General features: G+C 42.1%; 25 protein-coding genes and 2 pseudogenes. 7 read left to right on the forward strand and 20 right to left on the reverse strand.

From position 1 onward, the window contains the following. Positions 1-330: 330 nt before the first annotated feature. The 4 genes from glyA to JI666_RS07695 all read right to left on the reverse strand — a co-directional run bounded on the left by glyA (position 331) and on the right by JI666_RS07695 (position 3374). On the reverse strand, positions 331-1578 hold the full coding sequence (glyA, locus tag JI666_RS07680) for a serine hydroxymethyltransferase (protein ID WP_206890417.1): 1248 nt from the start codon (positions 1576-1578) through the stop codon (positions 331-333). A 137-nt stretch (positions 1579-1715) separates the two neighbouring features. Next, positions 1716-2282: a TIGR01440 family protein gene (locus JI666_RS07685; RefSeq protein ID WP_206890419.1), complete on the reverse strand. Its 567-nt coding sequence runs from the start codon at positions 2280-2282 to the stop codon at positions 1716-1718. A gap of 13 nt (positions 2283-2295) precedes the next feature. Then, positions 2296-2739, reverse strand: coding sequence for a ribose 5-phosphate isomerase B (rpiB, locus tag JI666_RS07690; RefSeq protein WP_206890421.1), 444 nt, complete (start codon positions 2737-2739; stop codon positions 2296-2298). Positions 2740-2741: 2 nt separating this feature from the next. Next, positions 2742-3374, reverse strand: coding sequence for a low molecular weight protein arginine phosphatase (locus tag JI666_RS07695; RefSeq protein ID WP_286170679.1), 633 nt, complete (start codon positions 3372-3374; stop codon positions 2742-2744). 154 nt (positions 3375-3528) lie between these two features. On the opposite strand from JI666_RS07695, the gene hflK reads away from it, so the two are divergent. The 4 genes and pseudogenes from hflK to JI666_RS21635 form a co-directional block, all read left to right on the forward strand. Beyond that, positions 3529-4494, forward strand: a complete 966-nt coding sequence (gene hflK, locus JI666_RS07700) for an FtsH protease activity modulator HflK (protein WP_206890425.1) — start codon at positions 3529-3531, stop codon at positions 4492-4494. Then, positions 4487-5419 carry a protease modulator HflC gene (gene hflC / locus JI666_RS07705; RefSeq protein WP_206890427.1) on the forward strand — a complete coding sequence of 311 codons (933 nt, stop codon included), beginning with the start codon at positions 4487-4489 and terminating at the stop codon, positions 5417-5419. The genes hflK and hflC overlap by 8 nt, the downstream gene beginning before the upstream one ends. A gap of 312 nt (positions 5420-5731) precedes the next feature. Then, positions 5732-6928 (forward strand): annotated as a pseudogene (locus tag JI666_RS21630) (Ig domain protein group 2 domain protein); the annotation flags it as partial. Positions 6929-6961: 33 nt separating this feature from the next. Then, a pseudogene (locus JI666_RS21635) lies at positions 6962-7834 on the forward strand (lamin tail domain-containing protein); the annotation flags it as partial. Positions 7835-8011: 177 nt separating this feature from the next. On the opposite strand, the gene JI666_RS07715 reads toward JI666_RS21635, so the two are convergent. Further along, the gene (locus tag JI666_RS07715) at positions 8012-8569 is read right to left on the reverse strand and encodes a manganese efflux pump MntP (protein ID WP_206890437.1); all 558 of its coding nucleotides are present in this window, start codon (positions 8567-8569) and stop codon (positions 8012-8014) included. Between the two features lie 138 nt (positions 8570-8707). On the opposite strand from JI666_RS07715, the gene JI666_RS07720 reads away from it, so the two are divergent. Then, entirely contained in the window at positions 8708-8965 is a 258-nt protein-coding gene (locus JI666_RS07720; RefSeq protein ID WP_206890439.1) for a DUF2533 family protein, read from the forward strand. 138 nt (positions 8966-9103) lie between these two features. Here JI666_RS07720 and JI666_RS07725 read toward each other — a convergent pair whose 3' ends face one another. The 5 genes from JI666_RS07725 to prfA form a co-directional block, all read right to left on the reverse strand. Continuing rightward, positions 9104-10144: an L-threonylcarbamoyladenylate synthase gene (locus tag JI666_RS07725; RefSeq protein ID WP_206890954.1), complete on the reverse strand. Its 1041-nt coding sequence runs from the start codon at positions 10142-10144 to the stop codon at positions 9104-9106. A 188-nt stretch (positions 10145-10332) separates the two neighbouring features. Further along, entirely contained in the window at positions 10333-10764 is a 432-nt protein-coding gene (locus JI666_RS07730; protein ID WP_206890440.1) for a GNAT family N-acetyltransferase, read from the reverse strand. 86 nt (positions 10765-10850) lie between these two features. Next, a complete protein-coding gene (gene spoIIR, locus JI666_RS07735; RefSeq protein WP_206890962.1) occupies positions 10851-11459 on the reverse strand; it encodes a stage II sporulation protein R in 609 nt (202 codons plus the stop codon). A gap of 97 nt (positions 11460-11556) precedes the next feature. Next, the gene (gene prmC, locus JI666_RS07740; protein ID WP_206890450.1) at positions 11557-12405 is read right to left on the reverse strand and encodes a peptide chain release factor N(5)-glutamine methyltransferase; all 849 of its coding nucleotides are present in this window, start codon (positions 12403-12405) and stop codon (positions 11557-11559) included. 4 nt (positions 12406-12409) lie between these two features. After that, positions 12410-13480, reverse strand: coding sequence for a peptide chain release factor 1 (gene prfA / locus JI666_RS07745; RefSeq protein ID WP_206890452.1), 1071 nt, complete (start codon positions 13478-13480; stop codon positions 12410-12412). Between the two features lie 140 nt (positions 13481-13620). On the opposite strand from prfA, the gene JI666_RS07750 reads away from it, so the two are divergent. Next, positions 13621-14955: a CoA-disulfide reductase gene (locus tag JI666_RS07750; protein ID WP_206890455.1), complete on the forward strand. Its 1335-nt coding sequence runs from the start codon at positions 13621-13623 to the stop codon at positions 14953-14955. Positions 14956-14989: 34 nt separating this feature from the next. On the opposite strand, the gene JI666_RS07755 is transcribed toward JI666_RS07750, so the two are convergent. The 9 genes from JI666_RS07755 to JI666_RS07795 all read right to left on the reverse strand — a co-directional run bounded on the left by JI666_RS07755 (position 14990) and on the right by JI666_RS07795 (position 23755). Further along, positions 14990-15361, reverse strand: coding sequence for a hypothetical protein (locus JI666_RS07755; protein WP_206890458.1), 372 nt, complete (start codon positions 15359-15361; stop codon positions 14990-14992). A gap of 390 nt (positions 15362-15751) precedes the next feature. Further along, positions 15752-16369 carry a thymidine kinase gene (locus tag JI666_RS07760; RefSeq protein ID WP_206890460.1) on the reverse strand — a complete coding sequence of 206 codons (618 nt, stop codon included), beginning with the start codon at positions 16367-16369 and terminating at the stop codon, positions 15752-15754. 417 nt (positions 16370-16786) lie between these two features. Continuing rightward, the gene (gene rpmE, locus JI666_RS07765; protein WP_136946690.1) at positions 16787-16987 is read right to left on the reverse strand and encodes a 50S ribosomal protein L31; all 201 of its coding nucleotides are present in this window, start codon (positions 16985-16987) and stop codon (positions 16787-16789) included. Positions 16988-17139: 152 nt separating this feature from the next. Beyond that, positions 17140-18405 (reverse strand): transcription termination factor Rho, encoded by a 1266-nt coding sequence (gene rho / locus JI666_RS07770; RefSeq protein WP_206890462.1) that lies wholly within the window; start codon positions 18403-18405, stop codon positions 17140-17142. A gap of 520 nt (positions 18406-18925) precedes the next feature. Further along, positions 18926-19894, reverse strand: coding sequence for a class II fructose-bisphosphatase (gene glpX / locus JI666_RS07775; RefSeq protein ID WP_206890965.1), 969 nt, complete (start codon positions 19892-19894; stop codon positions 18926-18928). A gap of 102 nt (positions 19895-19996) precedes the next feature. Next, on the reverse strand, positions 19997-21286 hold the full coding sequence (gene murA / locus JI666_RS07780) for a UDP-N-acetylglucosamine 1-carboxyvinyltransferase (protein WP_136946687.1): 1290 nt from the start codon (positions 21284-21286) through the stop codon (positions 19997-19999). A 109-nt stretch (positions 21287-21395) separates the two neighbouring features. Next, positions 21396-22049 (reverse strand): fructose-6-phosphate aldolase, encoded by a 654-nt coding sequence (fsa, locus tag JI666_RS07785; RefSeq protein ID WP_206890465.1) that lies wholly within the window; start codon positions 22047-22049, stop codon positions 21396-21398. Between the two features lie 183 nt (positions 22050-22232). After that, positions 22233-23096, reverse strand: a complete 864-nt coding sequence (fba, locus tag JI666_RS07790) for a class II fructose-1,6-bisphosphate aldolase (RefSeq protein ID WP_206890467.1) — start codon at positions 23094-23096, stop codon at positions 22233-22235. 293 nt (positions 23097-23389) lie between these two features. Next, positions 23390-23755: a response regulator gene (locus JI666_RS07795; protein WP_136946684.1), complete on the reverse strand. Its 366-nt coding sequence runs from the start codon at positions 23753-23755 to the stop codon at positions 23390-23392. A gap of 438 nt (positions 23756-24193) precedes the next feature. On the opposite strand from JI666_RS07795, the gene JI666_RS07800 reads away from it, so the two are divergent. Beyond that, positions 24194-24721 carry a DUF2529 family protein gene (locus JI666_RS07800; protein WP_206890469.1) on the forward strand — a complete coding sequence of 176 codons (528 nt, stop codon included), beginning with the start codon at positions 24194-24196 and terminating at the stop codon, positions 24719-24721. A 261-nt stretch (positions 24722-24982) separates the two neighbouring features. On the opposite strand, the gene pyrG is transcribed toward JI666_RS07800, so the two are convergent. Beyond that, positions 24983-26599 carry a CTP synthase gene (gene pyrG / locus JI666_RS07805; RefSeq protein ID WP_206890477.1) on the reverse strand — a complete coding sequence of 539 codons (1617 nt, stop codon included), beginning with the start codon at positions 26597-26599 and terminating at the stop codon, positions 24983-24985. Between the last annotated feature and the right edge of the window lie 261 nt (positions 26600-26860).

The raw sequence follows: 26860 nt of genomic DNA on the forward strand, positions 1-26860 counted from the left end.
ACAGAGACTTAGAAAGATTTCTGGTGTTAATTTACTAAGCCTTTGTGAGAAACCAGTTTCCATGGCGGTTTTTCTTACAGATTTTCGATCAAATACATGATTAATTGTTTGAGTCAACGACCAAAATTGTGATTTAATACCCACATTATCTTCCTTCCTTAGAATATTCTTCTAGGAAGGATAACGTTTAAAGGCGGAGTATCAAAAACAATTAGCTTAGCTTGACGGCTATGGAGGCTCACCGCCCGCCCCGCGGAAAGCGAGCATCCTGGAGCGGAAATCAACCACTTTATAACATCAATGTTGAAAAACAGTCTAGAAAAAATCTATTTAATAAGTTAGTTCTTCATACATTGGAAACTTGTCAGTCAATGCTTGAACACGCTCTTCTGCTTTTTTAAGAACATCTTCGTTCTCGAGGTCTTTCAGGACATCGCCGATGATGCTTGCGATTTCCGCCATTTCCGCTTCGCCAAATCCGCGAGATGTGACTGCTGCTGTTCCAATTCTAAGACCGCTTGTCACAAATGGACTTTGTGGGTCGAATGGAATGGTGTTTTTGTTTGTTGTAATCCCAATATCATCAAGAGCTTTTTCAGCTACTTTACCTGTAATATCAAGGCTCTGTAGATTTAGTAGCACAAGATGGTTATCCGTACCATTTGATACAAGGTTGATGCCTTCTTTTTCAAGAGCCGAAGCTAGTTTTCTTGCGTTAGAAATGACTTTCTCAGAATAAGCTTTAAACTCATCCGAAAGTGCTTCACCGAATGCTACTGCTTTAGCAGCAATAACATGCATAAGTGGTCCACCCTGGATACCAGGGAAGATCGATTTATCAATTTTCTTCGCATATTCTTCTTTAGAGAGGATCATTCCTCCACGAGGGCCGCGAAGTGTTTTGTGTGTTGTTGTTGTTACAAAGTCTGCATATGGTACAGGGCTAGGGTGGTGACCTGTTGCTACTAGACCTGCAATATGCGCCATATCAACCATTAAATAAGCATCTACTTCATCTGCAATTTCACGGAATCGTTTAAAATCGATTTCACGTGGATAGGCACTTGCTCCAGCTACAATCAATTTTGGACGATGTGTTTTTGCTTTCTCCAGAACATCATCGTAGTTAATACGCTCGGAGTCTTTGTCTACGCCATACTCAACGAAGTTATACTGGACGCCACTGAAGTTAACTGGGCTTCCGTGTGTGAGATGTCCACCGTGTGAAAGGTTCATTCCTAGAACAGTATCTCCCTGCTCAAGGATCGTGAAATAAACAGCCATATTCGCCTGTGCACCTGAGTGAGGCTGAACGTTCACATGATCTGCGCCAAATAACTGCTTCGCGCGGTCTCTTGCAATATTTTCAGCGACATCGACATATTCACAGCCACCATAATAACGACGGCCAGGATAGCCTTCCGCATATTTGTTTGTTAGAACTGACCCTTGAGCCTCCATAACGGCTTGTGACACAAAGTTCTCTGATGCGATTAGTTCAATCTTGCTGCGCTGTCTACCAAGCTCGTCTTTCATTGCCTGTAAAAGTTCTTGATCCTGCTTTGCTAGGTTTTGCATTGATATCCCCTTTCCATCCCACACAATTTTCCATTCGTTTGCACGAACAGGAGTGATTCAATCTAGTTTGCATTGTACCATAGAAGTACGGAACCGTATATTAAATTAATGAACTAAATTATCGTTCGGTTTTGAGCCTAAAAACAGTGCTCATTTTTCCCAAGATACGATGCTCGTTCTCCACCTATTAACTTTGGTCTTGATCGTGCCATCGTTAAATGGGCATGTCCAATTGACTTATGTCTGCTTCTTACTGGTACTGCTACGTGCCTAATGTGCATACCAATAAACGTATCACCGATATCGATTCCGGCATCAGCAGAAATGAACTCGACTAGGACAGGATCACTCATTTGTGAGTACGCAAGCGTCGCCATGGAGCCACCTGCTCGCATCGTTGGAACAGCCGCTACAATATCATAGCCTTTCGCGTTTGCTGTCTCTCGTTCCACAACAAGGGCACGATTTAAATGCTCACAGCATTGAAACGCAAGTTGAACACCTGTTTCCTTCTGAAAGGAGTGAATACTTTCGTAGATCACCTCTGCTGCAGAAGTTGTGCCAGCTGTTCCAATACGCTCACCAATGACTTCACTTGAACTCATTCCTATTACGAGTAAGTGACGATTCGAAAGACGCGCATCCACTTGAAGATCCTGTAGTGCTTCAAGCGTATGTTGCATTAGCACTGTTTGTTCGTCCATACGTAACGCCTCCTTATGCTCTTGCTTCATACTCTGTTATTTTACTAACACGTTTAGCATGACGCCCAGCCTCATACTCGGTTTCTAACCACACCTTTGCGATTTCTGAAGCAAGCCCAGGTCCGATAATACGCTCACCCATGGCAAGCACGTTTGAGTCGTTGTGAAGTCTCGTTGCTTTCGCACTGAAGAGATCATGGACAAGGGCACAGCGAATTCCGCTCACTTTGTTAGCGGCAATCGACATTCCGATGCCAGTACCACAAATCAAAATTCCACGGTCCGCTTCACCAGAAGCTACTTTTTCAGCTACGGGAATAGCATAATCTGGGTAATCGACTGAATCACTACAGTCACACCCTAGATCAATAACGTCCATCCCAAGTTCTTTAATAACATGAATGATGTCTTCTTTAATGTTAACACCAGCATGATCTGCTCCAATTGCTACTCGCATGATTATTCCTCCAAGCCATTGTCTTTATTTATTTTCTCAATCATACGTTCTATTGCTGCTTCTATTTCAGCATAGGTTTCCCTATACTGTTCAATTGTACCGCCGAATGGATCGGAGATATCTAATGAAGGAAGCTTGAGCTCAAGTCTTTGTAATTCCTCAAGATCTTTCTTCAGCTCTTCTTCAAACTGATTACGCTTCGTTTGCTCAGCTTCGCCTTCGAAGCTCGTAATATCATGTGAAAAAGCCGCACGCTTCATTTCAATTTCAGCCGCTTTTTGCTGATACTCATTATATTTCTGTGCATCCTCACCAACTGCAAATTCTTTCAATGTATATACATTTTCAGCAAGCTCTGGGAAATCTCGAAGGACGAGTGCCTTGTGACTACTTGTCATCGTCAGTATGACATCTCCCCACTCTGCAAGCTGTCGATCGAGCATTTGTGCCGTATGATTGAAAGGAACATTCTTTTCCTCAAACAGGAGCTCTACCTGTCGACTTGCCGGAGAGCCATTCGCCGCAAAAACTCCTGCTGATTTCGCTTCAATTTCTACCTCTTTATTCTTCAAAACCACTTCTGCCATTGGACTGCGGCATGTGTTTCCTGTGCATACAAATAAAACTCTCACCATGACCACTTCCCTTCTCTCCTTATTATGAGAGATGGGCGTGGATAAATCCACCCTCTATCAATCTAGAATAAATGTGAAAAACCATGGGACTTTTGAAACCTTTTTGTTATCAGTACGTAATACTTGTTATAAGCAAAACAAGGGGGGAAACTACATGTCACAAAGAAAAATCGTTATTCTATCCGGGTCCATCGTTCTGTTTCTATTATTAGGGGTGGTTCTTGTTACAAGCTGGTATACAGTCGATGAATCTGAACAGGCGGTTATTATGACATTCGGAAAGGTAGACGAAGAAATTAGCGAAGCCGGTCTTCACTTCAAGTTGCCATGGCCTATTCAACAGGTAGATATTCTACCAAGAGAAACGTTCAGTTTAACGTTTGGTTATGATGAGGAAGATGGCAAAATCGTTGACTACCCAGAAGAAACAAAAATGGTTACTGGAGATGAAAACATCGTTCTCGCTGACCTCGTAGTTCAGTGGCGAATTACGAACCCTAAACAATACCTCTACTACTCAGACGAACCGAAAGAAATTCTTTATAACGCAACATCCGCTTCACTAAGGGGAGTCATTGGAAGCTCTGAAATTGACGAAGCACTCACATCAGGTAAAGCGGAAATTGAAGGAAATGTTCGAGATATACTAACAAAATTAATTGATCGATATGAGATTGGAATTTCAATTCTAGATGTAAAGCTCCAGGATGTTGAACTTCCGAATGATGAAGTACGTAAAGCATTCACTAACGTAGTAGATGCTCGTGAACAGAAGGAAACAACAATCTATGGTGCTAGAAAATATAAGAACCAGGAACTAAGCGTTGTGGAAGGGCAAAAGGATGCTCGTATATCAAGGGCGGAAGGTGATAAAGCGCAGCGAATTGAGCAAGCTCGTGGGGACGTTGCAACATTCAACGCGTTGTACAACGAATATAAAACCAATCCTGATATTACACGACAGCGTCTTGTTCTAGAAACGCTTGAAGAAGTACTCCCTGATACGAAAATCTACATTACAGATGGGGGTGGCGACACGGTAAAGTACTTGCCAATTCAGCCGGCGAAAGAGAAAAAGACTGAGACTGAGAAGCCGAAGGGAAGTGAAACGAATGAGTGATCAAAATGTTTTTAATATGGATGAGCATCGTCGGAATATGAATCCTCGTAAAATCGTTAAAAGCGCATTGCTTATCGTTCTACTTATCATCATCATCGGCTCGATTTTCAGCACAGTATTCGTCGTAAAAGAAGGAGAATACAAAGTTATTCGACAGTTTGGTGATGTTGTAACCATTGAAACAGAGCCAGGATTGAAATTTAAGATTCCTTTTATTCAGTCTGTCACAACCTTACCTAAATACAAGATGCTATATGATGTAAATCCTGAGGAAATTACGACTAGGGATAAAAAACGAATGACGGTAGACAATTACGCCGTTTGGTCTGTTAGCAACCCCAAGGACATGATTACGAACGCAAGAACAATTGAGAATGCAGAAGCGAAAATGGGCGAATTTATTTTCTCAGTGATTCGTTCTGAGCTAGGGCAATTGGAATACGAAGAAATTATTAATGAAGAAAAATCAAATCGAGGTAGTTTTAATGACAACGTTCGCGAACGTGTTAATAAATTGCTTGAGCGTGATGCATACGGCATTCAGGTAACGGATGTACGAATGAAACGAACGGACCTCCCTGATGCAAACGAACAATCGGTGTTCCAACGGATGATTTCAGAACGGGAATCAAAAGCGCAGGAATACTTATCACAAGGTGACGCTGATTCAGATCGAATTAAAGCAGAAACGGATAAAGAAGTCGATACGATTCTAGCAAAAGCAGATGCTGATGCACAGGAAATACGTGCAGAAGGTGAATCTGAAGCTGCGAAGATCTACAACAAAGCATTCAGCAAAGATCCTGAGTTCTACGAGCTTTATAGAACGCTTGAATCTTATAAGACAACGTTAAATGACGAAACCGTTATTATGTTGCCTGCTGATTCTCCATATGCAAGACTACTACAAGGGATTACTGAATAGCACCAAAGACAAAGCCGCTGGTTTATCAGCGGCTTTTTGTTGTGCAATTATTTAGTATGAAAATGTTATTTCAAACGTAATCTTCCTGTTGATCCTTGAATTTCCATTCATACCGCGAAGTGAGCTCCAAAAAACAATTAGGAAGACCTATTTAGAAAAATCCAAGATTAATGAGAAATTACCTATTCCTTTTCCATTTAATTCTTGAAATATTTCAATTAAACAAAATTCGACATATTTTGTTAATATTCTTTTAATATTTGTTCGTTAGGATACAGGAGTACCAGTTAACTACTAAGGAGGATGATGTAAGTGCACAAAAAGAATTGGTCCATTTTCAATCTCGTTACCGTCTTCGCTCTAAGTCTCTCAACCGTTCTCACACCTATCGCTGATGAAGCCTATGCGGAAGGTCCAGCGGATCCAGCTCCAGAAATTTCACCTGTAGGTACTCCGAGCGGGAAAGATATTTTGTTTGATAACACTCACGGTCAAACAGCAGGTGCAGCAGATTGGGTTATTGATGGTGCTTTCTCTGATCTTGGGAACGCTCTAGCAAACGAAGGTCATCATGTAAAAGAATTACGAAAAGACTCGCCTCTCACTCTCTCAGATTTAAGTACATATGAAGTTTTTGTTATTGGAGAAGCGAATATCCCTTATAAAGCTTCTGAACAAGCAGCAATGCTTCAATACGTCCAAAATGGTGGAAGTATTTTCTTTGTAGCGGACCATTACAATGCGGACCGAAATAAAAACCGCTTTGATTCTTCTGAGATCTTCAATGGTTACAGAAGAGGTGCCTGGTCTAACCCGACTAAAGGAATGAACTCAGAAGAAGCGGCTTCAGAAGCCATGCAAGGAGTAACGAGCTCTGATTGGTTATCAAATAACTTTGGCATTCGCTTCCGTTACAATGCAATTGGAAATGTAACGGCAAATGATATTGTTTCTCCTGATCAAGCTTTTGGTATTACGAGCGGCGTTTCAACAGTTGCGATGCACGCAGGCTCAACTCTTGCTGTAACTGATCCGGATAAAGCAAAAGGAATTGTATATCTTCCTCAAACGTCAGCTAAATGGTCTTACGCAGTTGATCAAGGTGTTTATAACGGCGGAGGGCGCGATGAAGGTCCATTTGCTGCAATTTCGAAAGTGGGTAAAGGGAAAGCCGCTTTCATTGGCGATTCTTCACCTGTTGAAGACTCTTCTCCAAAATATAAGCGTGAAGAAACCGGCGGCACTAAGACAACTTATGATGGTTTTTCTGAACAAGACGACTCTACTCTTCTAGTAAACCTTGTAGATTGGCTGTCAACTCAGGAAAATTATACAGATTTTACACAAGTAAGCGGACTTCAACTTGATCAGCCTACTCCTGTTCTAGCGATGGAGGATCCACAATCGTCAACTGAACCACAAGCTGAACCTTGGGCTCAACCAGATCCAGGCTACAAATGGTATGACCCTTCGACGTTCAAAGCAGGTTCTTACGGTTATGTAGGTGCTCCTTCCGGCGGTGGCGATCCATCCGGCGGAGAGAATGTTTACTTCTCTGAATATGTCGAGGGATCTGGCTATAATAAAGCGCTAGAAATTTTTAATGGCTCTTCTGCAGCTATTGATCTATCATCCTACTCAATTGAATCATCGAACATCACGACAAGCATTCCACTTTCAGGCACGCTAGCAAGCGGAGATGTGTTTGTGATTGCCAATCCGAATGCGTCATCATCCATCCTTTCAGTAGCAGACGCTCAGGATAGTTCAATCTCATTCAATGGTGATGATTCTGTTACGTTAAAGCACAACAACGTTACAACAGACACAATCGGTACAAACGGCACTAATTTTGGTTCAGATGTTACTCTCGTTCGAGATTCCTCTGTTGCAAGCGGATCAACGACGTATGTAGCAAACCAATGGAACTCATACTCAACAGATACATTTTCTTACCTTGGTAGCCACAGTGGATCAACAGCAACACTTGGCGAGGATTTCGAAACGGGTTCAAAGGGTTCCTATACAACTGGAGATGTTACGACTTCAACAGGATCATGGGCATTTACTAATGCTCTCCTTGGTGACCTTTCGAATGACAAGAAAAATGGCGCACAATCTGCAAGAATTAAAGCTTCTGGATCCATCGCTATGAATTTCGACGCACCTTCTGCGTCAAAAGTGAAACTAACTCATGCGAATTTCAGTTCAGATTCTGGCGCGACATGGAAGCTTCAGAAGTCTACTAATCAAGGAGCAACGTGGACAGATGTGACTAGTGCTTCTACAAGTGGTAGTACATTAACTGAAGAAACAATCGCTGTGAATGTTAACGCACCAGTAAGATTTAAAGTTGTCGCATCAGGGACAACAGGTGCGCGAATGAACATTGATGACTTTACGATTCTAAATTAATTACCCTGTTTTAGCCGCTGACATTCAGCGGCTTTTTTTAAAGGCTGTTTTCGTAGACATTGTCGCTATAAAACGATTGATTTCCGCTCCAGAATGCTCGCTTCAATCGGCTATGTGTGGCTTTTTATACAAAAACCTTTCAAAAGAAAAAAACCAACCTTTTAGAAAAATGGATTCTCAGATGATTAGCAGTTTAAGTCCAAACCCAAATAGAATACAACCACCAAGCAGCTCGCTGTATGATCCGATGTAATGCTGAAATTTGCGCCCCATCATTAACCCAGCCCAAGTTAGCATCATACTAAAGACGCCAAATAGAATAATCGTTACAAAAACGCGTGCTCCGTAAATTCCGAGACTGAGCCCAACTGAAAAACTATCAAGGCTAACACTTAATGAAAAAAGCATTAAACCAAAACCTAGTGGTGTTACGAATGGCTTATCACTTGAAGAAAGCGAGGATAGTCCCATTTGAAGGCCTAACAAGAGCAATAATCCACCACCTACCATTGTTGCGATTGTTCCGAAATGCTCTGATAAAAAGCGTCCAATCAACATGCCAGCGAGCGGCATCCCCATATGAAATAATCCAATCACAATCCCAATTTTGGCAATTTGGCGAAGCCTGAGCGGAATCATCCCCATTCCAAGTCCAACCGAAAAAGCATCCATACCGAGAGCAAATGCCATTATACTTAACGTTGCAAACTCTCCAATTAACGCAGTGGAAATCATTCCATCTCCTCCCGGGACGTGCTATTCAACTTTTATGCGTGTCCACTTGAAAATAGAAGGAAAAGAATGAATAATAGATTAGGAAGGGTTCGCTAAGGGTAAAGTTTAAGGATGAGCCGAATTGGAGGAACTAATATTATGAGCGTTCACAAAGGAATTTCAGATCAGCTTAGCCAAAAAAACCGCGAGATTAATTTATTTATACAGTTAGACAAAGAACGGGAAGAAGCTATCGCTCGGGCAGTTGCACGTTGTGAAGCAAACGAAGAATATACAACTGACCGCATCAATGAACTATCTTCTCAAATTAATGAACTTGCCAAACAAGGAAGCATTCCAACACGCACCTATGTAACAAACGCTATGATTCATGAATATTGCCAAAAGAAACGCTAACAAACGAGAAAGACCCGCTCAGGATCCTGAGCGGGTCTTTCTTTTAGCTAGCGGGTTAATTTCCGCTCCAATTAACGAAGGGTTGAGTTTTATTTACTAATTGTTTCAAAAGCCAATCTTTTAGAAATGAGCTTTCTTTTATTCTATGATAATCCGATTGTTAGCGGCTTTCGTTAATCGATTCATAACGGCTGCCCCTACACCCTCATGTGTAAACATTTCGCTATATATTTCATCCACATTTGATTCATCAAATTTCCTTAGAACATCATATAACCGATTGGCGACTGTGATGAGATCGTGTTTCGATCCGCAAGGAATAACAACGTCAGCTTTGAATAATTCTTTTGACTCCTCCGTTGCCAGCACACCAACTTTCAGTCCTTCTGCTCTTCGTTTATCCACAATTTCTTGGATAAACGAATAAGAACCATCCACAAGGGTTACCGGCGCGGTTGGTGCATAATGCTTATATTTAACTCCAGGTGACTTAGGTTGATGCCCATCATCACTAAGCGCTGGATCAGTTTTCACTTCTCCAACAACTTCTTCAAGCTGTTCTTTCGTTACGCCACCCGGTCTTAGAATCGTCACAACATCGAGAGAGCAATCAACGACCGTCGATTCCAACCCAACTCCAGTTGAACCACCATCCACAACCCCAGCAATCCGTCCGTCTAGATCATGAATGACGTGCCTCGCTGTTGTTGGACTCGGTTTACCGGATAAATTCGCACTTGGAGCTGCCAGTGGCAAATTCGCTGCCTTCAATAATGCGAGTGCTACTGGATGATCGGGCATTCTAACCGCAACCGTATCAAGACCTGCTGTTACATTTGTTGCTACACTCTTTCCACCAGGTAAGACTATTGTTAATGGTCCTGGCCAAAATGCATTCATTAATTGATCCGCTTGCTTCGGAATATTTGTTACTAACTTTTCCACATGTGGACGAGATGCGACGTGCACGATGAGTGGATTATCGGCAGGACGTCCTTTTGCTTCAAAAATTTTTGCGACAGCCTTCTCAGACAAGGCATTTCCCCCGAGACCATAGACGGTCTCTGTCGGAAAAGCGATCACTTCATCTTGTTTTAAGTATTCCGCTGCTTCCACAATCTGTGGATAATGTTTTTCACTGTCCACATTTTCATCCACATACCAAACATTTGTGTGGATACCTTCCACGTTATTCACCCTCTTACTTGATAAAGACTAGTAAACCCGCTTATTTCGGGATAATAAGTGGTTATTCCACAGAATTCTACACAATCTGTAAAAACGCTTCCTTTTGCTTTTTCATCATTCATCCACATTGTGTGGATAACATACGTTCGTTTTGTGTATAACATTGTTGATGAAACAAGCTAAACTAACCGTTTTCTCATAATGACTCGATTGCTTTCTTGATCTGTGAATAACCTGTTACTTTTCATTTGGATCGGTACGTTTTCTACGTTAATTGTCGAGAAACCAAAAACTTGGAAGAAAAAAGACTCTTCATTAGACGTGAGGTACAACTCGTCCAACTTTGTTTTCTTCGCATATTGAATGACTGATTCAAAGAACTTGAGCAACCCTTCAGAGGTTGATTCCGAGCTGTTTAAAACGAGCGCTCGAAGTAGACCTGCACCTCCAAACGTTTCAAGTCCAATAACACCGAATAGTTCTTTCGTTTCCGTTTCAGCAATTAGAAATGATTCAATCTCAGGAAGCCCGTCCACTTCAAGTCCAGATTGTTTCACAATGTTCCAAACAACAGATTCGTCTTCCGCTATTGCTTTTCTTAGTAGAAACAAATGAATCATCCTCCTTCATTCTTCAAATAAAGAGCACAAAACCGTTCTGTTATGGTCTTATGCGTAAAAGGAGGATAATAGACTAACTATTTAAATATTCCCTTGAACCAGTCTCCAACTCCATCAATTAGTTTAACAAGGAAGAAATCAACTTCCACTTCATCTGAAGGTTCTTGAACCTTTTCCTCATCGCCTGCAGCTTGTACGGCATCTCCATTTGCGAAGTCAAGGAAGCAAAGTGGAGGAAAAAGCACACACCACCAGTTATCCCCAAGTCCTTCACCGATGGTAATCAGTACAGCTTCATAATTCCCTGCAGGATAAACAAAATCACCATACAATTTCGTTGGGAAAGCAACTTCTTCAAACTTCACGGAAAATGATTCACTGCTCCCGACTTTTGCAAGCTCCGTCTTAACAATTGCTTCAATTTCACTTAAATGACCTTTAATCACTTTACGTGAAGCTTCAATGGAAGTTAAATCTGCAACCCAGCCGTTAATGGATTCATTTACCTGATCACGAATTTGGCGTTTAACCGTTTGGTCTTCATCGCTATTACTATTTGCTAGTATACGAAGACGAATCGCTTCGTCTGGAATCACCTGGTTTGCTGAAGCACCTTCCGAACCCTGGAGACTTGAAGCAAGAATAAAAATTGAGATTAATAGATTTATAAGTCCTTTTTGATTCATCATCTTGTATCCCCGTCCCTTCTAGCTCTCATTCTGGCCAGAATTACACGTTCTAAACGTATAACTCTTCACCAGAATGTGAGTAGATTCGACGAGACTAGTTTACAACACCAAATACCATGCGCTCTTTGCCACTAATGTCTTTTACCACTTCGACCTGAATCCGATCCCCGAAAGAGGCTTCTAACATACCGGCGACTGTTCTTGCTTGTGTGTCTCCGACTTCAAACCCGATTAACCCTGGGTTTGCGATAATATCCGTAAGATCGGTTGCGAGACGCCGATACAGGTCATATCCATCTTCTCCTCCAACAAGTGCCTGAATCGGCTCATTATCGCGGACAAGCGGATCAAGCTCTTGATAATCAGCTTCAGAAATATAAGGTGGATTCGATACAACAATATCCACCTTTCTTTCTTTAAGAGGATCAAGCAGATCTCCATGAACAAATGTAACAGGAGCTTGAAGATCCCGAGCATTTCCTTCTGCAACGTGAAGCGCTTCTTCCGAAAGGTCAACAGCCGTTACATTGCTATTGGTTAATTCAAGAGCAAGACTAATCGCAATCGCCCCGCTTCCTGTTCCAATGTCAGCAATCGACGCGCGCGCAGGATCAGGAAAAAGACGTTTCGCTCGAGATAGAATGCCTTCAACTAGTTCCTCTGTCTCAGGGCGTGGCACAAGTACATGATGATTCACCCGAAACGTTCGGCCATAGAATTCTTCTTTTTCACAAATATGCTGAACTGGAATGCCACTCGCATGCTGATGTATTTTGTCCTGAAAGCTTGAATAATTCGGCATTTCATCTCTCATCATGAGTAACAGTTCTGTTCGGGATAGATTAAGCTCATGTTTCATTAACCATTCTGCGGCTGAAGATTCTCTACCATGCTTTTCTAAAAAAGAAGAAGCCCATTTAAGGGCTTCAAATACAGTCGTCATAGGGTCACTCTCCAGCTTCTGCCATCAAGCGCGTTTGCTCTTCCGTAATAAGCGCATCAATAAATTCATCAAGCTTTCCTTGAAGAATTTGATCCAGCTTTTGAATCGTGAGGTTAATACGGTGATCTGTTACACGATTCTGCGGGAAATTATACGTACGAATTCGCTCTGAACGGTCCCCAGTACCTACTGCTGATTTACGATTGTCATCATACTCTTTCTGTGCTTCTTGCTGGAACTTATCATACACTCGAGCACGTAACACTTTCATCGCTTTTTCTTTGTTCTTGATCTGAGACTTCTCATCCTGACACGATACAACAACGCCTGTTGGAGTATGCGTTAGACGAACGGCTGACATTGTTGTATTAACACTCTGTCCACCAGGTCCACTGGATGTAAATGTGTCCACACGAACATCCTTGTCGTGAATCTCTACTTCGACTTCTTCCGCTTCAGGAAGAACAGCTACAGTTGCAGTTGACGTATGAATACGACCACCTGATTCTGTTGAAGGAACACGCTGAACGCGGTGTGCACCATTCTCATACTTCATCTTGGAATAAGCGCCTTCACCGTTAATCATGAAAATGATTTCTTTAAAGCCACCAAGCTCAGTGGAACTGTACTCGATTACTTCAGATTTCCATCCCTGCATTTCAGCAAATCGACTGTACATTTTGTACAAGTCACCAGCAAATAAAGCCGCTTCATCTCCACCCGCAGCACCACGAACTTCGATAATAACGTTCTTATCGTCGTTTGGATCTTTAGGAAGAAGAAGAATTCTGAGACGCTCCGCATACTCTTCTGCTTGCGGATTAAGTTCCGATAGCTCAGCCTTCACCATTTCACGCATTTCTGCGTCTTTCTCTTCCTCAAGCATGGCTTTCGCATCTTTAATGCCTTCAAGGACTTCCTTATATTCACGATATACTTGCACGGTTTCCTCAAGGCTTGACTGCTCTTTGGAATATTCGCGGAGTTTCGTTGTGTCATTAATGACTTCAGGATCACTTAACAACTGATTTAACTTATCATAACGTTCTTCTACTATTTCTAAACGGTCTAACAAGATCTTTCACCTCGTTTTCGTTGCATAACATTCTAATTATAGTATAGGACATTTCACCCGTCAAAAGCAAAAACAGCTTGAACTTCTTTTAAACGGGGTAAACTTAAAACAAGAGACCGTTAGAAGAAAGGTGATGGGTTATGAAAGTTGTGATTATAGGTGGAGACGCTGCCGGGATGAGCGCAGCAATGCAAATTGTTCGGAACGATGAAAATGCTGAAGTAGTAACGCTCGAAAAAGGAAATATTTACTCTTATGGACAGTGCGGACTTCCATATGTCATAAGCGGAAAAATTGAATCATCCGAGAAGCTTATTGCACGTACAGTCGATACATTTCGTAATAAGTATGGTATAGACGCAAGAGTTTACCATGAAGTTACCGAAGTAGATACTGATAACAAGGTTGTGAAAGGCACGAATCTAAAGACAGGTGAAGCTTTCACGGAAAACTTTGATAAACTTCTTATCGCAACGGGTGTAAGTCCAGTTAAACCAGGATGGGATGGCATTGACTTAGATGGTATACATACACTTAAAACGATCCCAGATGCAGAGAAAGTCATTATGGATTTAGATGATTCTATTAACAAAGTCGCAGTGATTGGCGGAGGATACATTGGCCTTGAAATGGCAGAGGCGTTTAGAGAGCTTGGCAAAGAGGTTCGTATTATTGAGTTAGGGCCTCAACTGGCGAGTATCTTCGATGAAGATATGGCAGAATTCATTCATGAAGAAGCTGAACGCAACAACGTTTCTGTGCATACGAACGAAGGTGTTCAATCATTCAAAGGCGATACGCGCGTGAAAAAAGTGGTTACCGATAAAGGAGAATACGAGGCTGATCTCGTTCTCGTTTCTGTTGGCGTTAAGCCTAACACAGGCTTCTTAAAAGATTGTGGCCTTCACATGACTGAGAATGGTGCTATCCAAGTAAATCGTTATATGGAAACTAGTATGGAGAATATTTATGCCGCTGGTGACTGTGCAACACACTATCATCGAGTAAAAGAACGGGATGATTTTGTTCCTCTTGGCACTACAGCAAACAAACAAGGGCGAATTGCTGGACTTAACATAATTGGCCAACCGAATACGTTTAAAGGCATTGTCGGATCATCTGTTATCAAGTTCTTTGAACTAACACTCGGTCGAACTGGTTTATCTACGAAGGAAGCAGAGGAGTTAAATCTTCCGTATGCAAATTGTTCCACAGAGGCAACGGACATTGCAGGGTACTACCCAGAAGCAAGAGAGCTTCGTGTGAAAATAGTGTACAGAGATGACAATGAACGCATACTCGGTGGCCAATTCATCGGAAAGTACGGTGTTGATAAACGTGTAGACGTTCTCGCTACAGCTCTCTACCACAACATGTCGCTTCATGATATTGAAGACCTTGACCTTTCTTATGCACCACCATACAACAGCGTATGGGATCCGTTGCAACAAGCAGCCAGAAGAGCTCAGCATTAACATATGTAACAAATAACCCTCTCAGCAGAGAGGGTTATTTAATTCTGACGTGAATTTTATATCTTGGTACTGTTTTGTAGATCTTCGCTGCAAGTTGTTTCTTCAGCCCATTCACGTCTTCCTTCGGATTGCCGAAATTCACATTAACCCAGGCATGATTGCCGGTGATTGAAATAGCGCCTGCATTATAGCCCTCTGCTTCCACAACTTCTCTAATCTTGTTCTGATCATCGCTAATGGTTGATTTATTTACACTCATATTACGATAGGACTGCGGGTTTAAGTTAATATCGGTATTTAACTGTTGCCCTTCTCCGGCCTGTCCATCAGCTGATGGTGGCTTAAGTGGTGAACATGCAGAAGCAATTAGAACAGTTAGTACCATCAAAAAAGTAAAAATTCTCATGCGTCTGACACCTCCTGTTCTTAAAGTGCCCAATGAACGAGGAGATAGATCAGTTAAAAAATGTAAATGAAAAAATTACTTCACTTAACATTGTGGCTATAAAAGTATGTTGTGGGTGATTTGCGCTTCAGGTACTCGCTTTCCGCGGGGCGGGCGGTGAGCCTCCTCGTCGCTAACGCTCCTGTGGGGTCTCACCTGTCCCGCTCATCCCGCATAACGAAAAGCGAAAGTGGGCGTTTAGGCTCGACAAGCGCTGGAACCTTTCAATTTGAACACGGTCTTTGTGTTCGGATTGAAAGGTGAAGCGACTCGAGAGCCTGCCCACTGCAGCTAGATCAGAAAAGCAGAAGTGGGCTTTTGAGGCAACAAAAAAAGCCCGGTATCCCGGACTTAATTCGATACTTCTTGTTGTTTAGGATCTCTTGCTGTTGGTTTACCGGGTACTTTATGGCAGTGACGGCAGCGCGGTTCATATGATTCTGATGCTCCTACAAGAATAATTGGATCATCATAATGAGCGGGCTTGCCATCGATTAAGCGTTGGGTTCTACTTGCTGGAGAACCACACACCACGCAGATTGCCTGTAGCTTTGTAACCGATTCTGCTACTGTAAGAAGTTCAGGTACCTGTCCAAATGCCATCCCACGAAAATCCTGGTCAAGACCTGCTACAATGACACGCACGCCTTCATCAGCAAGCTGCTGAGCAACTTCCACAATGCCATTATCGAAGAATTGAACCTCATCAACTGCAACCATATCCGTATCTTCTGAGACGCGGTCTAGAATAGCCTGTGAGTGGTCAACTGGAACAGCAATAACTGACATCCCATTGTGAGACACAACAGATTCTTCACTATATCTATTATCGACTTTTGGTTTAAACACCTGAACCTTTTGCTTTGCGTAAGTCGCTCTTCTTACTCGGCGAATCAACTCTTCTGACTTTCCTGAGAACATACTTCCACAAATAACCTCAATCCAGCCGCTGTGTTTCATGACATGCATGCAACCGCTTCTCCTTTCTCCAGCATAGGCATTAAAAAATCGGCCTAGCCACCATAGTGGCAACAGCCTGATCCATTGTTTACTGCTTATACTTTCATTCATTTTGATTTTTATTAATTAAAAGAAACAAGGGGATAGAGTAACACTAATAGCTACCACGATTTTTGGCTCATTCGAGTAAAACCTTAGTTTCACTCGCCTTTAAGGCCTTTAAGCGTAGCTTAAAGGTCGCACTTGTAGAAAGAAACGAGTGAGCAAACTCATTTGCTCCAACCGTTTCTTTCTACAAGTGCGGAAATGAGCCAAAAATCATCCCCATATAACACCACACCAACAACGTTTGCATTGTTCAATCATACTTATAGTGTTAAAAAAACAGGCAAGAAGTAAATACTTGCCTGTTTTCTATTATTAACCTTAACGGTTGTATTTTTTTCTAAACTTATCTACGCGTCCACCAGCGTCATTAAACTTCTGACGTCCAGTATAGAACGGATGACACTCAGAGCAAACCTCTACGCTGACGCCGTCCTGTTTTGTAGAACCAGTTTCGAATTCGTTACCGCAAGCACACCTAACAGTGATTTTTTCATAACCTGGATGAATTGCTTGTTTCATGAATTTCATCTCCTTCCGCCCTGATCCCTGAGGAACCAGAGTTATCTGAAGCTAGAAGGCAATACCTTCTAGCTTCTGCACACATAGAAGTATTATAGCAGGGAGATACCTACAATGCAATTGGTCATTCCTACCTCAAATCAGTTCAACCTTTAACGTGAAGAACCGCTTTTTTCTTTCTCAAATAGATCAAAAAATTCACTATTTGCTTTCGTTTTCTTAAGGCGTTTTAAGAAATTATCCACAAATTCAAATGAGTCATCCATGCTCTTACGAATTGTCCACAGCATTTCAAGCTGTTCTTTCGGAAGAAGAAGTTCTTCCTTACGCGTACCAGAGCGACGTATATCAATCGCAGGGAACACGCGACGTTCTGCAAGTTTACGATCAAGATGGAGTTCCATGTTTCCTGTACCTTTAAATTCCTCATAAATGACGTCATCCATACGAGAACCTGTTTCAACAAGGGCTGTCGCAAGAATCGTCAAGCTACCGCCTTCTTCAATGTTTCTAGCAGCACCAAAGAAACGCTTAGGACGGTGAAAAGCAGCAGGGTCAATACCACCTGAAAGCGTACGTCCACTCGGAGGAATAACAAGGTTATAAGCACGCGCTAGACGCGTAATACTATCGAGTAGAATAACGACGTCTTTCTTATGCTCAACAAGGCGCATGGCACGTTCAAGAACGAGTTCTGCCACTTTAATATGATTGTCTGGAGTTTCATCAAAAGTTGAATGCACAACATCGCCATCAACAGAACGTTCAATATCCGTTACTTCCTCTGGACGTTCATCAATTAGCAGAACAATAAGCTCTGTTTCTGGATGATTTGTTGTAATGCTGTTTGCAATTTCTTTCAATAGCATCGTTTTACCTGCTTTTGGAGGTGCCACGATTAATCCACGCTGTCCAAATCCAACGGGCGCAATCATGTCAATAATACGTGTTGAAAGACTACCCGACTGATTTTCAAAGTTCATGCGTTTCTCAGGGTAAAGAGGTGTAAGCGCAGGGAAATGGACACGTTCTTTGGATGAGTCAGGGTCTTCACCATTTACTGCCGCTACATGCAACAGTCCGTAGTAACGCTCATTTTCCTTTGGAGGACGGACTTTTCCAGACACACGGTCACCATTACGCAAATCGAATCTACGAATTTGCGATGCCGAGATGTAAATATCTTCTGCACTTGAAGAGTAATTAATCGGTCGAAGAAATCCGAATCCTTCAGAAGAAATGATTTCAAGTATCCCTTCCATGAAAAGAAGTCCAGACTGCTCTGCCTGTGCTTTTAATATGGCAAAGACAAGCTCTCTTTTGTTTAACTTGCTATAATACGAGACTTTATACAATCTTGCCTGCTCATACAGGTCTTTTAACGTCATTTGTTCTAATTCTGATAAATTTACTGCCATGTTGACACCACACTTTTTATATAATGATAGGTTTTATCCCCAAAATTGAAGCACGAAATGACAATTAGGTCACAGTGGGTTGCCACAAATAAGCGAAAACCTTGAGATCTAATGCAACATTCCTTTAAATCAATAAAACGTTTTTGAAGTCCAAAAGCTGTTTGAAAACAATAGAATTCTGCTGAGAGAAATAAACTAAATCGATCTTCGAAAATAAAGAAAGAGAGAAAAGAGTTTGTTGAGATCCTATGAGAGGCTATCCATTCAGGCATCTCTTAAGTGAGAGTAGAGGAAGAACACAACGAAGGTGTTGCTTAACAATCGTTACTCTTAGTTTAATTGGTCCAATAGCATTGAAGGTTTTCGGATGGTATTGAATCCGAAATGAACTAGCTTGTTTAACTACTTTGATAACTTACACGTTAATTATACAGCACCTTATAGTTTTACCAGATTCCACAAGAATATTCAACATGAAATGAGCGATGCTGTTTATCACAGCACCACTCTTTTCTATTCACTAAGCTCTGATGACCAGATCAGGCTTCTTTTTCAAGCTGTGTTTGCCGTCAATAAAGCGGACTGTTCCTGATTTAGCACGCATTACAACGGACTGTGTTGTTCCAGAAGTTCCCTTGAACCTTACACCTTTTAGTAATTCGCCATCTGTCACTCCAGTAGCAGCAAAAATGGCGTCATCACCTTTTACGAGATCTTCCATGTAAAGAACACGGGATACATCCTCAATCCCCATATGCTTACATCTAGCTAACTCTTCATCATTCTGGGGGAGAAGTTTCCCTTGAATTTCGCCACCCAAACATTTCAGGGCAACAGCAGCAAGAACGCCTTCAGGAGCACCACCTGACCCAAACAGAATATCAACTCCAGTATCTTCAAACGCAGTGTTAATGGCAGCTGCCACGTCTCCGTCTGTTATCAACTTGATTCTAGCACCTGCAGAACGAACTTCTTCTATAATATTTTCGTGGCGCTTACGGTCTAATATGACCGCCACACAATCTTCAATTTCTTTACCCTTCGCTTCAGCTACTGCTTTCAAGTTATCAAGCACGGAAGCATTAATATCGATTTTCCCTACAGCTTCTGGTCCTACTGCAATTTTGTCCATGTACATATCAGGCGCATGCAAAAGGTTCCCGTGGTCAGCAACAGCAAGTACGGCAAGTGCGTTCCATGTTCCTGCAGCTACAATGTTCGTACCCTCAAGTGGATCGACCGCAACGTCAACGCGAGGTCCATAGCCTGTTCCAAGCTTTTCCCCTATGTATAGCATTGGTGCTTCGTCCATCTCACCTTCCCCAATAACAACTGTTCCTTTCATTGGTACAGTGTCAAATACATCACGCATCGCAGTTGTTGCCGCATCATCAGCCTCTTCCTTCTTACCTCGACCCATCCAACGAGCTGAAGCAAGGGCAGCTGCTTCTGTTACCCTTACTAGTTCCATCGATAAACTTCTTTCCATCATGCTCTCCTCCCCGAATTAAAACGATCTCTGTATTTAAAACGCTTACACGAAAAGATTACAGAAAGGCGGTTTGCACCGCCGCTTCTGTTGCATACTACTTTAAGAGCTTTCTACTTCTTTCAACTCTTCCTGATCGAGCTTTTCTCGCCAAACTCGCGCACCAAGGTTATTTAGCTTTTCTACTAGTCGCTCATATCCTCGATCAATGTGCTCAAGTCCTGATATTTCAGTTACTCCTTCAGCCATCAGTCCTGCAACAACAAGCGCTGCCCCAGCACGTAAATCTGTTGCACGCACCTTGGCTCCCTGGAGCTTAACAGCGCCATTAATAATGGCAGATCGGCCTTCTACCTTAACGTTTGCTCCCATTCTGCGAAGCTCGTCAATGTGTTTAAATCGAGCTCCATAAATCGTATCCGTCACAATGCTACTACCTTCAGCATTAGTGAGCAACGATGTGAACGGCTGTTGAAGATCTGTTGGAAACCCAGGATAAACGAGCGTTTTCAAGTCTACACTTGTCCAACCTTCACGTGGAGACTTTATATACACTTGATCTTCATTCGTTTCTACTTTCACACCCATCTCACGCAGTTTCGAAATGAGCGATTCAAGGTGTTGTGAGATGACATTATCAATGACAACCTCGTCTCCCATCGCAGCTGCCATAATCATGTAAGTTCCTGCCTCAATTCGGTCGGGAATGATGGAATGGTAACAACCGCTAAGCTCGTCTACCCCATCAATTCGGATGACGTCCGTTCCAGCTCCTTTAATCTTTGCACCCATGCTGGATAGAAGTGTTGCCACATCAATAATCTCAGGCTCTTTTGCAGCATTTTCGATAACGGTGCGTCCTTTTGCACGAACAGCAGCAAGCATAATGTTAATCGTAGCTCCGACACTAACCACATCAAGGTAAATGCGGGCACCTTTTAATTCATCAGCACGGAGATAGATGGCGCCCTGTTCATTTGTTACCTTTGCTCCTAAGGCTTCGAACCCTTTAATATGCTGATCAATTGGACGCGGCCCGAGATTACATCCTCCAGGAAGTCCGATTACTGCTTTCTTAAAACGCCCAAGCATCGCTCCCATTAAGTAGTAAGAAGCACGTAGCTTTTTCACTTTCCCATTCGGCAAAGGCATAGCAATCATATCCTGTGGGTTCACAGTTAATGTATTTCCATTCAATTCAGCTTGTCCGCCGATCTCTTCAAGAAGATCACGGAGAATTCCCACGTCAGAAATGTTTGGTAAGTGATCAATCGTGACAGTGGAATCTGCTAAAATAGCCGCCGGGATTAAAGCAACTGCGCTATTTTTGGCACCGCTCACTTGAACGGTTCCACTTAAACGGTGACCTCCGGCGATCATCAACTTTTCCATAATGGTCTCCCTTCTTCGTCCGCATCTCATTCCTCTAGCAATGTCGAAATTTGATACTTCTTAAGAATAGTATGGGCAAAAACAGGAAGTTCATGCCAATTTGTTCTTGTTATTCCATCTCTTTTTTTGCTTCTTCCCAATCAGCAAGGAATTGGTCAATCCCTTTATCTGTAAGTGGGTGTTCAAGCATTTGCAAAACAACCTTAAGCGGCATTGTTCCAATATCAGCACCTCGAAGCGCTGCTTCAGTTACATGTAGAGGATGACGAATGGATGCAGCAATAATTTCTGTTTCGATACCATGTACAGCGAATAGATCTGAGATTTCAGAGATGAGATCAAGACCGTTGTGTCCGATATCATCGAGTCGTCCAAGGAATGGTGAAACGTACGAAGCCCCTGCACGGGCAGCTAGTAATGCCTGATTCGCTGAAAATACAAGCGTGACATTTGTTTTGATACCAGCTTCTGAGAAAGCTTTAACAGCTTTCATCCCTTCACGATTCATTGGCACCTTCACTGTAATATTTGGCGCAATATCAGCCAGTTGCTTTCCTTCTTCAATCATTTCCTCCGCTGTCGTTGAAACAACTTCTGCACTGACAGATCCAGATACAAGGCTTGTAATTTCTCTAAGACGGTCATGAAAATTCACTTTTTCTTTCATCACTAAAGAAGGATTTGTAGTTACACCAGCAACAACACCCATGTCATGTGCTTCTTTAATATCATTCAGGTTTGCAGAATCTATGAAAATTTTCATTACGTATGTCCTCCTTCAATTTAGAAAGCGTTTACGAGAAAAATTTTAACATATTTTGTTTTAAGTTAGACGATTTGAAGGTAAATAAATGAAAAATAGTCGCAAGGTAGTAGATGAGGGGTTAAAACGGAAATCAGAAACCGCCCGTAACCGAGCGGTTTTGATGATCCGATTTTAAGAAGTTTATGCTTTGTTAGAAGAACCGAACTCACGCATTTTACCGATTACTGTTTCTTTAATCGCATCGCGTGCTGGTCCCATGTATTTACGAGGGTCGTAAAGGTCTGGCTTCTCTTCAAGAACAGAACGAACTGCTCTAGCAGAAGAAATTTGGCTCTCAGTGTTCACGTTGATTTTAGCATGTCCAAACTTGATCGCTTTTTTAACGTCAGCTGTTGGGATACCAGTACCACCGTGAAGTACTAGAGGAACACCAGTCATTTTGCTGATTGTTTCCATGCGGTCGAATCCAAGATTAGGTTCACCTTTGTAAGGGCCGTGTACAGAACCTAGTGCAGGTGCGAAGCAGTCTACACCAGTTTCGTTGATAAGGCGCTCACACTCTTCAGGAATCGCGTAAGCAGCATCAGCGTCTTCAACAACAAGATCGTCTTCTTGTCCGCCAATACGGCCAAGCTCAGCTTCTACAGAAACACCAACTGCATGTGCAGCTTCCACTACTTTAGAAGTAAGTGCGATGTTTTCGTCTAGAGGGTAGTGAGAACCGTCGATCATAACAGAAGTGAATCCAGCATTGATCGCTTGCATACACTTATCGAAGCTAGAACCGTGGTCAAGGTGGATCGCAACTGGTACTGTAACCTTGTACTCTTCCATAAGAGCTTCAACCAATTTCACGATTGTTTTGAATCCGCCCATGTAACGAGCAGCACCTTCAGAAACACCAAGGATAACTGGTGATTGTTCTTCTTGTGCAGCTTGTAGGATCGCTTGAGTGAACTCAAGGTTGTTAAGGTTAAATTGGCCAACTGCGTAGCCTTCTGCTTTACCTTTTTCGAGCATTTCTTTCATAGAAACTAAAGGCATAATAAATCCTCCTCAATATAATTTAGAATTGCCAGGGTCTGACCTGGACCATCTTAATAACCAATACCTGCCGTTGAAGCATGCAGATGCATCCAGAAAAAACTGTCTTCTTCAAGATGGCACAAACATCGTGTTTTTATGTATGTCCCGTTCCAAGAATTTTCTGCTAATCTGAATCCATTACCTCTACAAATTCTTCAAAAACACGGTTCTATTATAGCATATGAATTCTATAAAAGAAGGGGGAAAAGCTTGATTTAATGGGATTTGTTTATGTAAGCGCTACCTCTTTGTTAAGAGAGCGCTGCTAATTCTTTTTTAACTGATGCTTTGATTTCATCAATGTCAAATGGTTTAGCAAAATGAGTAATCGCACCTAGGTCCATTGCTTCGTGAATCATGTCCAATTCACCGTAAGCTGTCATGATGATAACAAGTGCTCTTGCTTCCATTTTCTTTATTCGTTTCAAAATTTCAAGTCCATCCATGCCAGGGATTTTCATATCTAAAATAACTAAATCAGGGTCCTCACTTTTAACGATTGAAAGGGCTTGTACACCGTTCGCTGCCTGGAATGTTTGATAGCCTTCTTTTTGAAAGATTTCGTTAAGAAGGATACGAATGCCATACTGGTCGTCTACTATTAATATTTTCTCCATGTGTGAGCCACCTCTACTTTTCAGTTAGTCTTTTAGTCTTAGTGAGTTAATTCGATTAAAGTGATCAAATCCCTTCCTGATTATACCTTTCAAGCAGGAATTCGCAAGGAAACGTTGTACGCGTTATAATAGGTACCGGTAATTAAAGGAATGTTACGCATTTGCGGTGATGATTTTTGGCTCATTTCCGCCTTTTGAGGACGAAACGACTGGAGCAAATGAATTTGCTCGTTCGTTTCGTCCTCAAAAGCCGACCTTTCAGCAAGGCTGAAAGGCGAGTAAAACTTAAGGTTTTACTCGAATGAGCCAAAAATCGAGCGTATTCTTTTATTGAGTTCTTTATCAGTAGTAATAACATCATAATTACAAATACAAATACAAATCAAATAAAAAATTTTCAAGATAGAAAATCAAAGATGAAAGGTTGTGGGAATGTTGATGAAGATATTTACTACGCAATTGATGGGTAAGTTTAAGTTGATTCAAGATGATCATGAGATGGTGATTGAAGATATTTCGCGTTTGTTTGCACAGACGATTACTGGTGGAGGGACGGTTTACTTTTATGGTGAGCATGAGCTTCAGGGTGCGGCTCTTGAAGCTGTTTATGGGGCTGAAAAGCTGCCTTCTTGTTCTATTTTACATGATCCATCTGATTTAACGGAGAAGGATTGCGTTATTTTGTTTAGCCGATTCAATGACGATCAAGGATCTGCAGAACGAGCGAAGGCTTTTAAAGATAAAGGTGCAGCTGTGGTAGGAGTTTCTGCTACGCGAAAAGATACTCTTCCTGCTCTTGAGGAAAACGTGCATTTCCACATAAACACTGGACTGACGGCTGGACTTGTTCCAAATGATGATGGGGAACGTGTTGGTTACCCCTCTCTACTCACTTCTCTATATGTGTACCATGCCCTTTATTTAACGACGAGGGAAATATTGGAAGAACATGGTTACGAATTCTGATAGACGCAAATTCTCACAACAACAATCTTTTTGAAAGGCTCTTTTCTAAAAAATTGTTGCTTTTGAAATTGAATAAAAAACCAAACTTAGTCATTGGAGCGGAAGGATGCTCGACTCCTGCGGGACGAGCGGGACAGATGAGCATCCTGGAGCGGAAATTAACCCACTCATATAGCAACAATGTTTACGAAAAGAGCCTTTTGATAAGATTTATTGCAAAAAAACATCCACTTCAAGTCTGAAGTGGATGTTTTTTGTTCATTATCTATTGTTAGCAATTGTTGCGCCGATAAACTCTTTAAAGAGTGGCTGTGGACGTGTTGGACGAGATGTAAATTCTGGATGGAATTGTGATGCAACGAACCAAGGGTGGTCTTGCACTTCAACAACTTCAACAAGACGTCCATCAGGGCTAGTTCCTGAGAAAATAAATCCTGCCTCTTCCATTTGAGCACGGTATTGGTTACTGAACTCGTAACGATGACGGTGACGCTCGTATACAACCTCGTCATTATAAGCTTCGTACGCTTTTGTACCTTCAATAAGCTTACAAGGATATAGGCCAAGCCGTAATGTACCACCGAGATCTTCAACATCCTTTTGTTCAGGAAGAAGGTCAATAACAGGGTATTTTGTCGTTGGCTTGATTTCAGCAGAATGTGCACCTTCCAGGTTCAATACATTGCGCGCAAATTCAACTGAAGCAAGCTGCATACCAAGACAGATCCCAAGGAAAGGAACCTTGTTTTCACGCGCATATTGAATAGCCGTGATTTTTCCTTCAATTCCGCGATCTCCGAAGCCACCAGGTACAAGAATACCGTCAACGTCTGAGAGAAGCTCATGCACATTCTCCTGTGTAACTGTCTCAGAGTTAACCCATTTGATATCGATATCAGCATCGAATGCATAACCAGCGTGTTTCAACGATTCAACGACTGAGATATAAGCATCTTGAAGCGCAACGTATTTACCAACAAGGGCAATTTTCGTTTTGCCTGAAAGGTTCTGAACCTTCTCAACGAGCTGATTCCACTCTTTCATGTCAGCTTCTTGACAGTTCAATTTCAAGTGACGGCACGTGATTTCATCGAGCTTCTGCTCTTGAAGAGCTAATGGTACTTTATAAAGCGTGTCAGCATCTAGTGCTTCGATAACCGCATGCTCATCAATGTCACAGAACAATGCAATCTTATCTTTCATTTCCTGTGGAACTGGTTGCTCTGCACGAACAACGATTACGTTCGGTTGAATACCAAGGCTACGAAGCTCTTTAACGCTATGCTGTGTTGGCTTTGTTTTCATCTCACCTGCAGCTCTCAAATAAGGAAGAAGCGTACAGTGGATGTACATCACGTTCTCTTTACCGATATCGCTCTTGATTTGACGAATTGCTTCAAGAAAAGGAAGACTTTCGATATCTCCTACCGTTCCGCCGATTTCTGTAATAACAACATCTGCGTTCGTTTCGTTGCCAGCGCGGAAGATGCGCTCTTTAATTTCATTCGTAATATGAGGAATAACCTGAACTGTTCCACCAAGATAGTCGCCTCGGCGTTCTTTGCGAAGTACAGTGGAATAGACTTTACCTGTTGTTACGTTTGAATTCTTTGAAAGGTTAATATCAATAAAGCGCTCATAGTGTCCAAGATCAAGATCCGTCTCTGCGCCATCATCTGTTACAAATACCTCACCGTGCTGATACGGACTCATTGTTCCTGGATCGACGTTAATGTATGGATCGAACTTCTGAATTGTTACGCTCACGCCACGATTCTTTAAGAGACGTCCTAGTGATGCTGCTGTAATTCCTTTGCCTAGCGATGAAACAACGCCGCCTGTTACAAAAATATACTTTTTCTGTTTGCCTGCTGTCATATTTATGCCCCCTCATGGTTTGTATTCTGCCCTTCTTCAAAGGAAGGGAATTCATCCGAAACAGTTGATTTTAGATTTTTTTTAATAAAATCAATGCAGATGGTTAAAATGAAATTAATTTATTGGAAGGTTCACTTACTTTAGCCGCTCATTAGAGTCAAAATGAGTAGTGATTTCCGCTCCAGGTGCTCGCTTTCCGCGGGGCGGGCGGTGAGCCTCCTCGGCGCGCTAAGGCGCGCCTGTGGGGTCTCACCTGTCCCG

This window comes from Bacillus sp. NTK071 (assembly GCF_017303315.1).
In the GTDB taxonomy this organism is placed as follows: domain Bacteria; phylum Bacillota; class Bacilli; order Bacillales; family Guptibacillaceae; genus Guptibacillus.